The organism is Chryseobacterium nakagawai (assembly GCF_900637665.1).
GTDB classification, from domain to species: Bacteria; Bacteroidota; Bacteroidia; order Flavobacteriales; family Weeksellaceae; genus Chryseobacterium; species Chryseobacterium nakagawai.
This window is the reverse complement of the sequence record NZ_LR134386.1, coordinates 4234193-4248803: the sequence shown is the minus strand read 5'-3', so window position 1 is coordinate 4248803 and position 14611 is coordinate 4234193. Positions and strand designations below refer to the sequence as shown.

Here is a 14611-nt window from a genome sequence, read left to right as displayed (position 1 = left end):
AATAAAAAATGAAAATAGGAATTCTGGGAGGCGGACAGCTGGGAAGAATGTTGATACAAAGTGCCTTGAAGTATGATGATGAGTTTTATACTCTGGATCCGGCTTCTGATGCACCATGCCACAATATCTCATATTTTACGCAAGGAAATTTCAATGATTACGATACTGTTCTGAACTTTGGGAAAGATAAGGATGTGGTAACCATTGAAATAGAACACGTAAATGCAGATGCATTGGCTGAACTTGAAAAGCAGGGAATCAGAGTGGTTCCTAATGCCAGTATCATCAAAACCATACAGCAAAAGATCCTCCAAAAGGAATTTTATAAAGCTCACGATATCCCAAGCCCGGAATTTCAGGTAGTGTGGAACAGTGATGAGAAGATCATGATGCCATTACCGTTTGTTCAGAAAATGAATACAGGCGGATATGACGGAAAGGGAGTACAGGTTATTAAAACAGAAGATGATTATCAGCATCTGTGGAAAGAGGCTTCAGTCATTGAAAGCCTGGTAGATATTGATAAAGAACTTTCTGTAATTGTTGCCAGAAATGAAAAAGGAGAAACCAATACTTTCCCGGTAACAGAAATGGTGGCTGATCCAAAACTTAATCTTTTAGATTTTAATGTATGTCCGGTTTTACTTACTGAAGATGTTCAGCACCAGATTGATGTTATCACTGAGAAGTTTTTAAACGCAGTAAATTCTCCAGGACTTTTTGCCATTGAATTATTCCTTGATAAGGAAGGTAGAGTATGGGTTAATGAAACAGCTCCAAGATTGCATAATTCAGGACATCAAAGCCAGGAAGGAAATACGAATTCTCAGTTTGAACAGATGTATCGTGTGGTAAGAAATCTTCCTTTAGCAGATACGGATGCTATTACCTACAGCGGAATGTTGAATCTGGTAGGAGCAGAGGGCTACGCTGGAAAGGTAGTATACGAAGGAATGGAAGATGTTCTTAAATTACCTGAGACTTACATTCATTTATACGGAAAAACAGAAACCAAACCGGGAAGAAAAATGGGACACATCAATGTGTTGGCAGACTCCAGAGAAGAGCTTATGGAAAAGCTGGTAATGGTGAAGGGAATGGTAAGAGTGATTTCAGAATAACTGAATTGAACAGATATAAAAAAGGCAACTGTATATAAAAACAGTTGCCTTTTACTTTTTCCATAAGCATCTCTGCGATAGCTTAAAAAGGAATTTCCAATGTTCTTCCTTTATATTCGCCTTTTTCTATGGTAAAAAGGGCAACATAAGTACCGGCACCATCAGAATTGAGCATTGAAATGTATAAAGTATCATTCTCATGATCATAATAACATTTTGTAGATTTATTATTGACTTGAAACAGGTTTTCAATATCCTTGGTAGGAATTTGAACGGTTTTGTCTCCAATCTGTGCAGTAATGGAAAGGTAATGAGTCTTAGGGATTATCCCGTCTAACCCCCAAACTTGCTGTTCTTTATAGAAATCACCATATAATGTTGAGGTGAAGTCTTTTTCATTTTCCTTAAAATTAAATTTTCCGGAAACAATATTTACTTTAATATTTCCTGATTTAAAAATTGCTTTATTTCCATCACGTAGAGTGGGGGGAACAGCCTGATAAGTTTGTATATATTTCAGTCTTGAACTATGGATATAACCATTACTTACATTAGCCCAATTCTTATTCGTCGGGTCAGACTCAAAGATATAGACGATCTCATCCGAATTCACCTTTCCTACGATATTACTTTTTGCATCTGCATTTTCCCTTACATTAACATAGCCTTCTTTATCCACAACTTTTGCAAACTGAGCAAATGATAATTGTACACTTAAAGTGGCTGTTAAAAGGAATATCTTCTTTGTTTTCAATGAATTTTAATTTTGAACAAAAATAGTTTTTATTATTTGAAAAAGCTGCAATAAGGGAGCTGGAAGTTACTTATAGACGGATATTTACTTCTCAATTTCTTGAGAGAATTGCACAATGATATCTTGATTATTTATCATGTATCATGCTCAATAACTTCCAGCCTCCAGCTTCAAAATTTCCTTACTTAAATATCTTCTGTATCACATTTCCGATTTCCACAAAATCTCCATGATTACCTACAGAACGTATTTCAAGGCTATTTTTATCATATTCTGAGAATGGGAAAATCAAGAGATAATTATTATCATTCAAGTACTTGTTCAATAATTCTGGAATAAGTCTCATACGTGGAATATAAGATTGCATTCCGCGTTTGGCCATCAAAATGATCAGGGCTTCATCGGCTTTCAGCTGAGCTGCTGTTTTTTCACCATCCTGCCATGTATTCATAATGATGAATTCAGCTTCTATATTGGCTTTTTTAATGATCTTTTGAAGAATATCCAGAATGTTTTCAGGGGCATAAAAGATAACTGTAGCTCCGGAATTTCTGGCGATGTTCCAAACCCTTAAAAGTGCATGGAAGAACCCGGCCTCTTTATGGGCATTTTCAGGAATCATTACAGCATACTTCTTAATCGTAGAAAGTGGCTGGGCAGCATGGTACACCAATACGTTCACATCATCATTCTGAAGGTAACCGTTATAAAGATTGTAGACAAAAGATGGTGAAAAACCTTTTTCGTCTTCCAATCCGATAATTAAATCCGTAATTTTCTGTTCTTTGATAACATTGTTTACCCCGTTGATAACATCATTGTCATATCTTTTAAGAGCCTGTATTTTGACATCAGCTGCAGCTGCAGTATCAGCCGCCTGGTGAAGAAGCTTTTCTGCATTCTTTACAGAGGATTCATTTTTATCTTCATTAATGACATTTAAAGCAAAAAGATCCTCGGTGTTAGAATGTGCTTTAATCAGAATCCCAAGGTTCACCATTCTCTCTACAGTTTCTTCGTGATTAATAGCCAACAGGATATTTTCTTCCTCATGGCTGTCTCCGGAAACGGTATCTTCATTGTCTGTTTCTGCAATTTTTTGAGCACTGGACATGGAAATAAATGAGGAGATTGTACACGAAATCAGGATCAATAAAATACTTCCGTTCAGTACATGTTCATTCAATAATCTTATGGGTTCTCCAGTTTCAGTTTCGGAAAGAATAATATTATAACCTACCATCACTGTGGCTAATGTTGCAGCAGCAGAAGCAGAACTTAATCCGAAAATAAGTCTTCCCTCTTCTTTGGTAAACTTGAAGGTTTTTTGAGTAATGACTGCAGAGATATACTTACCACCAATGGATGCAACAAGCATGATGGCTGCTACTATTAAGGTATCAAAACTTTTGAAAAATACGGTAAAGTCAATCAGCATTCCGACACTGATCAAAAAGAAAGGAATAAAGATAGCATTTCCTACGAATTCAACCCTGTTCATCAGAGAGGAAGTATGAGGAATTAACCTGTTTAATGCCAATCCGGCAAAGAAAGCCCCGATAATAGCTTCTACACCGGCAAGTTCAGCCAGCATGGCAGCCAGGTAAATCATCACCAATACAAAAATATATTGTGAAATTTTATCCTCTACCTTTTTGAAAAACCAACGTCCTATAATAGGAAATACAATCAAAACAATCAAGGCAAAAAGGATAAAAGAAACAGATAATTTGACCCAAAATGAGGTGCCAACATCTCCTTGAACCATTCCAACTACTACCGCTAATACCAATAGTGTAGCAATATCTGTGATCATTGTTCCTCCCACTGTAATATTGACGGCCTGATTTTTTGCAATTCCCAGTTTACTGACAAGAGGATAAGTAATAAGCGTTTGCGAGGAAAACAAGCTGGCAAACAAAACAGACGTTAAGGTTGAAAATTCCAGCAGGTAATAAGCGCCCAGGAATCCTAAGATAAATGGAAAAATAAAAGCATAAACTCCATAACCTAAGCTTTTCCATTTGTTTTTCTTAAAATCTCCCATATCGATCTCAAGCCCTGCGAGGAACATGATGTAAAGAAGTCCGGTAGTTCCGGTTACTACAATACTGCTGTCTCTGGATAATACATTAAATCCATTAGGGCCAATAATAGCTCCCGCAATGATAAGGCCCAGAAGGTGTGGGACTTTTATTTTATTCAATAATAATGGAGCCGCAAGGATGATGATCAGTACCAATAGGAACTTCAGTACCGGATCCTCTATAGGAAGGCTCAGGGTGTGTATACTCAGTAAAGTCATAGGTGTTTATTTGGTGGAACGTACTAATTCAACAGAGAACTTAGCGGTACAGCCATCAGATGTAATGGTTCTTGTTCCCTTGATCTTGTTGTCAGAAATATCATTAAGCAGAACGCTCATTTCTACATTTTTTTTAGCGGTGGAATCTGTCTTGAAAGAAAGCTTGATTTCGTTATTTTCAAATTTACCAGAATACAATCTTACCAGATTGTTATTATTAATGATCTTTGTGACAGGTTGGGTAGAATCATTATCAAATTCCCAAATATCTGTACGCTGATCACCTATAGCATAATCACTGCAATTGGATTCTGTACAGATTACTTTTCCGTTCCATGGGCCGGAAATCTCTGCAGGCCATGTAGCAATGATCACAGAGTCTTTTTTTGCAAAAATACTGTCTCGCATTTTTAAAAGGGACTGGTATTCTGATTCTTTCTTGGCGAATGTTTTTTCTTTTTCTAATAATTGTTTTTCTCTGTCCGTAAGGTTCTTCTCCTTTTCCTTGTAATCACAGCTTACCAGAATAAAAGAAGCAGCAAGAAGGATGAAAAATGTGTTTTTTAGCATGTTGTATAGGTTGAGTATACAATATAAGAAAAATGAAAAGAATATGAAAATCGATTTTTCTGTGTTTTTTCATTTTTTAGGTTGGGATTTGGATACTATATTTTTTATAAATTGGTAATAATCTTCTCTTTATCTCTTGATTTTTTTCTCAATATATATTATTTTTAATGTTACAATTTGATGGTGTAATGAAATGAATTTTACCAATCTTATAGTATCGTTAAGTAAAACTCAAGGAAATGAAAAATACATTTTGGATTATCTTTCTTTTTTCAAATTTATCTTTCGGACAAAACAAAGCTGAGGTTCCGGGTGTTTTACCGACCATTACTCTTTGGACCAAAATGCCGGATAGCCCCGGCCCAAAAGGAAGGGAAATTATTTCATCAAAAGGTTCTTTTACCAATATTAGTACCTCTAAATTGATTATTCATCAGCCTGATGAGCCTAATGGAATTGCAGTTTTGGTAATAAGTGGAGGTGGATATGCCCATATTGAATCCGGTTCCGAGGGCAATCCTACAGGAGAGTGGCTAAAATCACAAGGGATAACAGCTTTTGAATTGATATACAGACTGCCTGGTGAAGGTTGGGAAACTGAATCAGTCCCTTTTCAGGATGCTCAACGTGCCTTACGAATTATCAGAAGTAATGCGGAGAAATATAAAATTAATCCTGATAAGATAGGCGTTTTGGGCTTTTCTGCAGGGGGGCACCTCGCGGGCTATATTTCTTCTACTTTTGACAAAGTGTACTATCCCTTACAGGATGCCATTGATCAAGTTTCAGCCAGACCAGATTTTACAGCAATGATTTATCCTGTTGTATCTATGCTTCCACCTAATAACAATACACATTCGTTTAAATCATTATTGGGAAAATCATCAGACACAAAAGATCAGATAAAATATTCTGTTGAGAAGCAGGTAACAGTACAAACTCCAATCACCTTTCTGGCTCAGTCTGAAGATGATCCTATTTCATCAGTTGAAAACAGTATCCTTATGTATCAGGCCTTGAAGGACCACAAAGTTTCTGCGGAATTACACTTGTTTCAATCCGGAGGGCATGGCTGGGGATTGGGTAAAAAAGATACCAATACGGGTGAATGGACAAATTTGTTTTTAAACTGGTTAAAAATAAACGGAATCTACAAATAATGTATAGTTTGAACAATTATAGAATTCTTCCTGAAAACCATTGAAAAAAGGAGTATTCATGCTCTCATACTCATTTATTTTATGCAGTCATCTTTTGTCTTTTAAACATTTCCGGTTTGTAATTAATGATAAATACTCCGCAAATAATTAAGGCAGCAGCAAGAATGAATTTCATTGAAATCTGTTCATCCATAATCAGCCAGCCCAGGAATATGGCAATAATGGTATTGATATAAGCCAATATGGAAACCTGCACCGGAGAGATTTTGGTTAATGCATAATGAAATGCAAAAAAGGCAGCTACAGAACCAAAAATAGACAGATATAACATTGCTGAAACACTTTTTAAAGACCAGTTTCCAAAGTTATAGTTCTCTGAAAATAGAAAAGCCAGGATGATCTGAACAATTCCTGCAAACAGGAACTGGTAAAACAGATTAAGGGTGATATTTCCGCTTTGGATATTCAGTTTCTTGGTGAAAATTGTTCCAGATGCCCATCCTGAAATGGCACAAAAAAGGAAGATCATTCCCATTCTGTAATCGGGGTTGGCGAGGTCCTGCAGGCCGTCCCAGAAAATAAAAAGAATTCCACTGAAGCATAAGAGAACACCGAGAAAGGCCCGGATGCTAAACTTTTGTAACCCAACGGCCACACTTCCCAAAAATACGAGAATGGGAGAGCAGGCACTAATAAGAGATGCCAGACTGCTTGATACGGTTTCTTCCGCAACAGTAGTCATTCCGTTAGCGATAACTAACATCAAGGTAGCAAATACAATCTGGTAACCCAAACTTTTCCAGCCAATCCATTTGAATTCATTTCTTGAAATAAGAACAATAAGCATAATGATGGAGGCTAAAAACTGACGGATTCCTGCTACAAACCATGCCGGGATGGTTTCTACAGCCACCCGAATGGCTAAAAATGTAGTTCCCCAGACAAAAGCAACGGTGAGAACAGCGAAAATAAGTTTATAATCTTTCAAAGTAAATGAAGTGTAACAAACAAATGTAACTGTTTTTTTATGATACTGATGGGTACAGTTGAGAAGATTTTCTGTGATACAGATGAAAGGGAAGGAGGTCCGGAAAATGGAAGTTATAGCAGTTTTTTTAGAAATTGCAGTATGAAATGAATTGGTATTATGTTGTTCGGAAATAAATTTCAAGCTTTCCCGTCTGCTAACTTCCAGCTTTAAAATTTAATTTTTTATCTTTGAGCATCTAATAAAAATTGAAGATGGTAGGTATTATTATGGGCAGTCAGAGTGATCTGCCGATTATGGAACAGGCTGCAAATTTCCTTAAAAGTTTGGATATTCCTTATGAATTGACTGTAGTTTCAGCGCACAGAACACCGGAAAGGATGTTTGATTATGCAAAAACAGCTCAGGAAAGAGGACTGAAAGTGATTGTTGCCGGAGCTGGAGGAGCAGCTCATCTTCCGGGAATGGTGGCAAGCTGTACAACACTTCCTGTAATTGGAGTGCCAATTTTGTCAAGTAATTCTATTGACGGATGGGATTCTGTACTTTCAATTCTTCAGATGCCGGGTGGAATTCCGGTGGCAACCGTAGCGTTGAACGGAGCATTGAATGCCGGAATTTTAGCAGCTAAAATCATTGGAAGCGGTAATGAAGAAGTAGCAGCTAAACTTCGAAAATATCAGGATTCTTTGAAAGATAAAGTATTGGGGACTGTGGAAGACATCAAAGCCCAGCATCCTAATCATTTTGATCAATAGTTTACCTCTGAACTCAATATATAAAAAGCCTCACTTTCCAGCGAGGCTTTCTTATTTCTATTTTTTAATGAATTTTAAAGATTGAGTATTGTCCTTCAAGTGAAGTTGTAAGATATAATTCCCAGGAGGCAAGGCTTGAATATTGATTTGTTCATTCGCCAGACTTCCTTTAATAATAATTCTGCCAGTCGGATCCAAAATGGTATAACGATCTGCATGGGTATTTTTTGTATAAATGAAATTTGTTGCAGGATTAGGGTAGATACCTATTTTATTATTTGTTTTTATATCAGAAGTTCCAAGTTGAGATGCACATTCCGGATTATAGGTATCTCCTGTGATCGTCCAGCCTTTGTTGTTTATTAGATAATTTCTTGCCGTAGCGGCTTGTGGAGTTGAATAAACAAGAGAGGAAACTGGTGATATATTGATAGTATTAGATATTGATTGATTTTGACTCCATCCATAAAGAGTATTGTTATAGTTCTGGCAGCTAATAGCAGTATTTGCTATAAGACTGTTTGCTATTTGTAAAGAGTTGAGTTTCCAGTTCCCTAAATTTTGATTAAAAGTTTCTGCATCACTAAACATACCAACCATGTTTCTCACGGAGCTTACATCCCATCCATCAATATTTTGATTGAATTTTTTTGCTCCGTTAAACATATTGGACATGTCTTTTACATTGCTTACATTCCAGTTTGAAAGGTTACTGTTGAACTTTTCAGCCATAAAAAACATATCTCTCATCAATTTTACATTACCCGTATTCCAGGTATTGATGTCCTGGTTAAAATCTGTAGCAAACTGAAACATAGCGTGCATGTCAACAACATTTGAGGTATTCCAGTTTCCTATGGGTTGATTAAATTTTGCAGCATTGACAAACATCAGTTCCATTTGGAGGTTATTGGACATATTCCAACTCCCAATAGGCTGATTAAATTCGGAAGCATATAAAAACATAGAAGTTGTAGTTACTACTTTAGAAGTATCCCAATTTCCTATGGGCTGATTGAATTTTTGTGCCATTAGAAATGTGGTTCCCATTGAGGTAACATTTGAGGTATTCCAGTTTCCTATAGGTTGGTTAAATAGATAGCATGTATTAAAAGTTCCTACTAAGGAGGTAACATTGGAAATATCCCAGTTATTGATGGTAGGGTTTCCCACCAGATTATGACAGGAATAAAACATGAGAGACATATTGGTTACCGCAGAAAGATCAGGAGTATCGGTTGCCGTAATATCGAGATTCTGACAACGGTAAAACGCCTGTTGCATGGAAGCCCACTTTATATTTCCCCATTGTTCAACGTTTATTATTTTAAATGAATCTCCTACGATATCAAGAGGTTGGTTTCCGTTCATAACCTGGGAATTCATAAATTGTATTTGGTTAAAATTACCATCTCCATTACTTATCTTCACCCGATAAGTGGCATCAGAAGGAACAGGATTTAATGGGTGTCCGAAATCAATAAAAATCTGATAATCTGAAAATACATTTGATATTGTGGCATTATGAGACGGATAGCCGATTTCTTCCCAATAGATATGGTAATTGGTTCCTTTTCCGGGCAGCCAAATCTGATTTTCATTAGAATTATACGGAATTCCTACAGAAGAAGATGAAGGGAGGCTTGGTTTCCAGACAGTAATAAACTCACTTTGAGCTTTTGTGATCTGAAAGAATACAATAAAAAAGAGAAAAGGTAAAAATTTTTTATGCATATCAGTATTTTGTGAAATAAATATAATTAAAATAAAATAAACGTTTATTTTGTTAATTATTTTAAGCTTTTAATGTGTTTTCATTTGTTAAAAAGAGATTGGGGTGTATAAAATAAAAAACTCTCCCTGTGTGGGAGAGTTTCTATATTATTCCTGAAGCATATTGTCTCGGGTGTTCTTCTGAACGGCAATAGCACCAAATAGTGCCAGAAGGAAAGCGAAGGCATAAAATCCTTTTTCACTTGGAAGTATGGTGGCATTCCAAAGCCCGATCGCCAGTAATACGATGGAGGACAAGGTAGCAAACCAACAGATGCCATAATAAATATCTGTTACCTGAATGTTTTCTAATTTATCACGAACCGCTTTCTGTAAAGATACAACGGCAAATAAACCATATAATAAGATCGTAAAATAGTAACCTTTCTCATTCAGCAGCATTTCTGCTCTTGCAAGACCTACGATATAACCGATCATTCCTGCTCCCAATGCGACCCAAGAGGCTGCGACAAATGCATTTGATACTCTTTGTTTTTTCATGAATTTAATGTTTTGTTTAAAGAGCTAAATATATTCATTTTTTGTTAACATTGTTGCTATCATTGGAAAATATGGGAAAAATACGGAGTGATGAACCTATGATCTTCATCTTTCGTCTTATTATATGTAAGCTGATAATCTGATTTTGAAAAGGCAAAACGTTCCTAACCTGGAAAGGTTGTATATTGTTTTTGTAAAGTAATATATTCGTAATTATACTCTATCAAGGTCTTGCCATCCTCTTTTCCTATGACCTTAGAAGGTAATTGAGAGCTATTGTATTGAATTTCATAGGTCATATTTTGAATCTGAATCCAATTTCCTTCACTATCCTTACGGCTTATTTTTTCTGACGTATAATTATTTTGACTTAAAAATTGTGTGCCCGCTAAATAAGTTCTAAAGTATATATTGGTAAGAGAATAAGGATTGATCTTGTTATCGTAGGAAAACTCTCTTTTAAAAGTAAATGGACCACCTATATTATCACTGAATGAGATTTCCGTTGAAACATTATCACCGCTGTAAGTATATGATGAAGTAGATGGAAGAGTACAATTTAATGAAGAACAAAGGGAAGTACCAGTGATTTTATCGTTGTTATAGGTATAAACCTTTGTTGTGTTACCATTAGAATCTGGATAGATTGATTTAATTGTAGTTAGTTGATTTTCATTATAAGTCCAGGTGGTATAATATGCAATTGTTCCATCCGTATTATAATAATTTGTTTTTGAAAGTTTTCCGGTAGTATCATATTCAAAGCTTGTTGCTCTGCCTTGTGATGAAACTTTGATTAATTGTTTTTTGCTGTTATAATCAAATGTTACTACACTTGTATTACTGTTAGAAGGATTAGTATAATTAATAGTGGTGACTTTACTTAAGAATATTTTAGCTTCAGGATTATTGGGTGTATCATGATCATCATCACCGCTACAACTGCTAAAGAATAAGACTGAGCTTAGAGCCCCCAGAAATAAATAAGTTTTCATAATATAATTTTTGCACTCAAAAATAGAAAATGTTTAATAATCCACATAAAAAAATCCCACTATTTCAAAATAGTGGGATAATATCATATTTATGAATCTTAGTATCTGTAGTATTCAGGCTTGAATGGGCCTTTTACATCTACTCCGATATATTCAGCCTGCTCAGGAGAAAGTGTTTCAAGCTCTACGCTTAATTTCTTAAGGTGTAAAGCAGCTACTTTTTCGTCTAAGTGCTTAGGCAGCATGTATACTTCGTTTCCGTATGCTGCAGAATTGTTCCATAACTCGATCTGAGCCAAAGTTTGGTTTGAGAAAGAGTTAGACATTACAAAACTTGGGTGACCTGTAGCACATCCAAGGTTTACCAATCTTCCTTCTGCTAGGATGATTACTTCTTTTCCTTCGATGGTATAGATATCTACCTGAGGCTTCACTTCAGATTTAGTAGAACCGTAGTTTTCATTTAACCAAGCCATATCGATTTCGTTATCGAAATGACCAATGTTACAAACAATAGCCTTATCTTTCATCTTAAGGAAGTGTTCTCCTCTTACGATGTTGAAGTTACCTGTTGTAGTGATGACAATATCTGCGTTATCTACCACAGTATCTAATCTTTTTACTTCATATCCATCCATTGCAGCCTGAAGCGCACAGATTGGATCAATTTCAGTAACCGTAACGATAGAACCAGCTCCTCTGAAAGAAGCAGCAGTCCCTTTACCTACGTCTCCGTATCCGCAAACTACCACTCTTTTTCCAGCTAGCATGACGTCAGTAGCTCTTCTTACAGCATCTACTGCAGATTCTTTACATCCGTATTTGTTGTCGAATTTAGATTTAGTTACAGAGTCGTTTACGTTGATAGCCGGCATTACCAAAGTTCCGTTCTTCATTCTTTCGTACAATCTGTGTACTCCGGTAGTTGTTTCTTCAGAAAGACCTTTGATATCCTTTGTAAACTCTGGGTATTTATCAAAAACCATGTTGGTTAAATCTCCACCATCATCAAGGATCATGTTCAATGGCTTTCTGTCTTCACCAAAGAATAAGGTCTGCTCAATACACCAGTCAAAGTCTTCTTCATTTAAACCTTTCCAAGCATAAACCGGAATTCCTGCAGCAGCAATAGCAGCAGCAGCGTGGTCCTGTGTAGAGAAAATATTACAAGATGACCAAGTAACTTCAGCTCCTAAAGCTACCAATGTCTCGATAAGCACAGCCGTTTGGATCGTCATGTGAAGACATCCAGCGATTCTTGCTCCTTTAAGCGGTTGAGACGGTCCGTACTCTTCACGGATAGCCATCAAACCTGGCATTTCTGCTTCTGCAAGGGTGATTTCTTTTCTTCCCCATTCTGCAAGGGAGATATCCTTAACTTTATAAGGAACGTATTGTGTTGTTGTACTCATATGTAATGAATAAATTTAAATTCAATTGATAACGAAAGGCAAAATTACAATTTATAATTAAGATAAAAAAACGGCAGTTCAATTTCAGTTTCATGAGATTAAACATGATTTAAAATTATTTAGTCTTAATATAAATAACTACTTTTATCTGACAAATACTATATTATGAATACTACCCATACAGAGAAAAAGGCAAAGCCTGTAGCTCCTAAAGTAAAGGAGCTCATTGAAAGATCGAAAAGTGTAATTCTTGCTACTGTTGACGCAGAAGGAACTCCTAATTCAAGTTATTCACCGTTTGTTCAGGTTGATAATACGTTTTATATTCTGGTTTCCTTTATGGCAAAACATACTAAAAATCTTTCTGAAGGAAGAAAAACCTCAATCATGTTTATCGAAGATGAATCTGCTACCAAACAGATATATGCAAGAGAGCGTTTAACAATAGAAGCTAGCACTTCCCAGATTGAAAGAGATTCAGAAACATGGAATAGTGTAGTGGCAAAATTAAAAGAAACTCATGGGAAAGTAGTGGATGTCATTTCTGGAATGGGTGATTTTATTCTAATTGCTTTACATCCAACAAAAGGTTCTTATGTGAACGGATTCGGAAGTGCTTACTTTGTGGATGCCAATCTGGAAATTCTAGAACACAGAAATGATGTGAATCATCAGTCTAAATAAATAAGAAGGGAAGCTGGAAGAGGGAGGTTATAGTTGTTAAACTAATTAAAATTCTGCTTTTTAGGGATTTTCTAAATAAGTTGACGTTCGTTTTATCAACCCTGCTTACTTCCATCTTCCGGCTCCCATCTTCCATCTTTACCCTATTTTCTCTTTCCGCTTCTTTTCACTATTTTTACCGAATAAAAAAAGAATGCCCCTTTACCGAGATTTTTCAGATGATAATGCCACGATTTTAGTTTGGAAGTACGATGAAAGTGAAGAACTTGATATCAACGAACTTCTGGAACCGGAAAATGCTGAAAAAGTAAAGGATTACCATCCTAAAAAACTCTTAGAAGTATTGATGGTCCGTAAGCTTCTGAAAGGATTAAAACCTGGCTCCAAAATTCTATACAATGAAAGAGAACCTTTTCTTTCTCCCAAGGATGCAGAAATCTCCATCACCCATTCTTTCCCGTTTGCAGCTATTGCTATTTCTAACAATAAAATAGGAATAGATGTTGAAAAATTCAATCCCAAAATTTTAAGAGTGATTGATAAATTCACCTATGAAAATGAAAGAGGGTTTATTCCTGAAGATAAAGCCGATACTTTTTACACTATTATCTGGAGCGTAAAGGAAAGTATGTATAAGATCCATCATTCTAAATATTGGTCATTGAAAAAAAATTATGAAGTAAAACCTTTTGAGTTGAAACACCTTCATAAAATCAGCTGCCGTGTATATGACGAAAAGTTTTCAGATGAATTTAAAGCCAGAGTGGAATTTTTTGATGACTATTGTTTTACGATTGTGGAGGAGTAACAGGTTTCTGCTTTAAGAGTTGCCGTATCGAAACCAAATGCCCAAAAAGAACAATAGGAACAATAAATGTAGGAAGCCAGCTGAATGGAAAGTACAGTATGGCAACGTTAGGCTGGTTAAATGCGATTTTCTGTAATGGTGAGGGCGCTGAGAGAAAAGCAATTGTTACTATATTGAACAGCAATGCAAGACCTGCAATATTCCAGCATAATACCATGTTTCTGCCTATCTTTGACATCCTGATTCCATAGTAAGCAATAAATGGAGCCGAAATACCTACCAGAATATCAAAGTTAATCCCTTTAAATGTAATGAGTTCTGGCACCATTTTATAGAGGAATAACTTATGCAGAATTATTTCAACAAAGATCCTTATTATATTAAGGTAAGTAATATGTAACAGTGACAGACTATCGATAAAGAGTTTCCCTTTTTCAAGATTAAAAATAAGTATAATACCCAAAATCGGAGGAAGTATTCCCAATAGTAGAATTTTTGGTGGGAGTGAATTTAAATCGTTATTATAGATACCATTCAAAGATAAAGCTGCTTGAATCATCAGCCAGCAGATTAAGATAAGGAAGATCATTCCTGTTCTGGATCTTATCCTCTCCGAATCAGAATTTTTGACCGCCCAGCAAAATAGGAGCAATGTGGCCAGGGTGATGATTCCGAAAAATAATGAAATAGTAAGGGGCAGACTTTCCATGGTTGATTTTTAACTAAGATATTACAATTCGTTAAAAATCAGGTTGCCCTAAGACAAGAAACCTAAAACATAC

Annotated in this window: 14 protein-coding genes; 5 read left to right on the top strand and 9 right to left on the bottom strand. The window is 35.9% G+C overall.

The annotated features are described in order from the left end of the window. The first annotated feature begins 8 nt into the window (after positions 1–8). Entirely contained in the window at positions 9–1121 is a 1113-nt protein-coding gene (locus EL260_RS19090) for a 5-(carboxyamino)imidazole ribonucleotide synthase (RefSeq protein WP_123857103.1), read from the top strand. A gap of 82 nt (positions 1122–1203) precedes the next feature. Here the strand turns inward: EL260_RS19090 and EL260_RS19085 are convergent, their stop codons facing one another. From EL260_RS19085 to EL260_RS19075, 3 genes are all read right to left on the bottom strand, one after another. Further along, a complete protein-coding gene (locus tag EL260_RS19085; RefSeq protein WP_123857101.1) occupies positions 1204–1875 on the bottom strand; it encodes an SH3 domain-containing protein in 672 nt (223 codons plus the stop codon). 181 nt (positions 1876–2056) lie between these two features. Continuing rightward, on the bottom strand, positions 2057–4180 hold the full coding sequence (locus EL260_RS19080) for a cation:proton antiporter (RefSeq protein ID WP_123857099.1): 2124 nt from the start codon (positions 4178–4180) through the stop codon (positions 2057–2059). Positions 4181–4186: 6 nt separating this feature from the next. Continuing rightward, on the bottom strand, positions 4187–4750 hold the full coding sequence (locus tag EL260_RS19075; protein WP_123857098.1) for a hypothetical protein: 564 nt from the start codon (positions 4748–4750) through the stop codon (positions 4187–4189). Positions 4751–4989: 239 nt separating this feature from the next. Here EL260_RS19075 and EL260_RS19070 point away from each other — a divergent pair, with 239 nt between their 5' ends. Beyond that, positions 4990–5910, top strand: a complete 921-nt coding sequence (locus EL260_RS19070) for an alpha/beta hydrolase (protein ID WP_123857096.1) — start codon at positions 4990–4992, stop codon at positions 5908–5910. A 79-nt stretch (positions 5911–5989) separates the two neighbouring features. Here the strand turns inward: EL260_RS19070 and EL260_RS19065 are convergent, their stop codons facing one another. Beyond that, complete coding sequence (locus tag EL260_RS19065; protein ID WP_123857094.1) at positions 5990–6898, bottom strand: DMT family transporter; 909 nt, start codon at positions 6896–6898, stop codon at positions 5990–5992. A gap of 254 nt (positions 6899–7152) precedes the next feature. Between EL260_RS19065 and purE the strand changes: the two genes are divergently transcribed. Next, positions 7153–7656: a 5-(carboxyamino)imidazole ribonucleotide mutase gene (purE, locus tag EL260_RS19060; RefSeq protein ID WP_123857092.1), complete on the top strand. Its 504-nt coding sequence runs from the start codon at positions 7153–7155 to the stop codon at positions 7654–7656. 57 nt (positions 7657–7713) lie between these two features. Here the strand turns inward: purE and EL260_RS19055 are convergent, their stop codons facing one another. From EL260_RS19055 to ahcY, 4 genes are all read right to left on the bottom strand, one after another. Further along, a complete protein-coding gene (locus tag EL260_RS19055; protein WP_123857090.1) occupies positions 7714–9390 on the bottom strand; it encodes a BspA family leucine-rich repeat surface protein in 1677 nt (558 codons plus the stop codon). Between the two features lie 147 nt (positions 9391–9537). Next, positions 9538–9930, bottom strand: coding sequence for an inner membrane protein YiaA (gene yiaA / locus EL260_RS19050; RefSeq protein WP_089737179.1), 393 nt, complete (start codon positions 9928–9930; stop codon positions 9538–9540). Between the two features lie 164 nt (positions 9931–10094). Beyond that, positions 10095–10925: a hypothetical protein gene (locus EL260_RS19045; RefSeq protein WP_123857088.1), complete on the bottom strand. Its 831-nt coding sequence runs from the start codon at positions 10923–10925 to the stop codon at positions 10095–10097. Positions 10926–11023: 98 nt separating this feature from the next. After that, positions 11024–12337, bottom strand: coding sequence for an adenosylhomocysteinase (ahcY, locus tag EL260_RS19040; protein ID WP_123857086.1), 1314 nt, complete (start codon positions 12335–12337; stop codon positions 11024–11026). Between the two features lie 165 nt (positions 12338–12502). Here ahcY and EL260_RS19035 point away from each other — a divergent pair, with 165 nt between their 5' ends. Together EL260_RS19035 and EL260_RS19030 are read left to right on the top strand one after the other, a co-directional pair. Beyond that, positions 12503–13021, top strand: a complete 519-nt coding sequence (locus tag EL260_RS19035; RefSeq protein WP_123857085.1) for a HugZ family pyridoxamine 5'-phosphate oxidase — start codon at positions 12503–12505, stop codon at positions 13019–13021. Between the two features lie 193 nt (positions 13022–13214). Then, positions 13215–13829: a 4'-phosphopantetheinyl transferase family protein gene (locus tag EL260_RS19030; RefSeq protein ID WP_123857083.1), complete on the top strand. Its 615-nt coding sequence runs from the start codon at positions 13215–13217 to the stop codon at positions 13827–13829. On the opposite strand, the gene EL260_RS19025 is transcribed toward EL260_RS19030, so the two are convergent. Continuing rightward, entirely contained in the window at positions 13810–14538 is a 729-nt protein-coding gene (locus EL260_RS19025; protein WP_123857082.1) for a hypothetical protein, read from the bottom strand. The two genes, EL260_RS19030 and EL260_RS19025, sit on opposite strands and share 20 nt — an antisense overlap. Between the last annotated feature and the right edge of the window lie 73 nt (positions 14539–14611).

Coding starts and splice junctions, on each gene's coding strand:
- EL260_RS19070 (WP_123857096.1), top strand. CDS start 4,990: ATGAAAAATACATTTTGGATTATCTTTCTTTTTTCAAATTTATCTTTC.
- EL260_RS19035 (WP_123857085.1), top strand. CDS start 12,503: ATGAATACTACCCATACAGAGAAAAAGGCAAAGCCTGTAGCTCCTAAA.
- EL260_RS19030 (WP_123857083.1), top strand. CDS start 13,215: ATGCCCCTTTACCGAGATTTTTCAGATGATAATGCCACGATTTTAGTT.
- purE (WP_123857092.1), top strand. CDS start 7,153: ATGGTAGGTATTATTATGGGCAGTCAGAGTGATCTGCCGATTATGGAA.
- EL260_RS19055 (WP_123857090.1), bottom strand. CDS start 9,390: ATGCATAAAAAATTTTTACCTTTTCTCTTTTTTATTGTATTCTTTCAG.
- EL260_RS19075 (WP_123857098.1), bottom strand. CDS start 4,750: ATGCTAAAAAACACATTTTTCATCCTTCTTGCTGCTTCTTTTATTCTG.
- EL260_RS19080 (WP_123857099.1), bottom strand. CDS start 4,180: ATGACTTTACTGAGTATACACACCCTGAGCCTTCCTATAGAGGATCCG.
- EL260_RS19045 (WP_123857088.1), bottom strand. CDS start 10,925: ATGAAAACTTATTTATTTCTGGGGGCTCTAAGCTCAGTCTTATTCTTT.
- EL260_RS19025 (WP_123857082.1), bottom strand. CDS start 14,538: ATGGAAAGTCTGCCCCTTACTATTTCATTATTTTTCGGAATCATCACC.
- ahcY (WP_123857086.1), bottom strand. CDS start 12,337: ATGAGTACAACAACACAATACGTTCCTTATAAAGTTAAGGATATCTCC.
- EL260_RS19090 (WP_123857103.1), top strand. CDS start 9: ATGAAAATAGGAATTCTGGGAGGCGGACAGCTGGGAAGAATGTTGATA.
- yiaA (WP_089737179.1), bottom strand. CDS start 9,930: ATGAAAAAACAAAGAGTATCAAATGCATTTGTCGCAGCCTCTTGGGTC.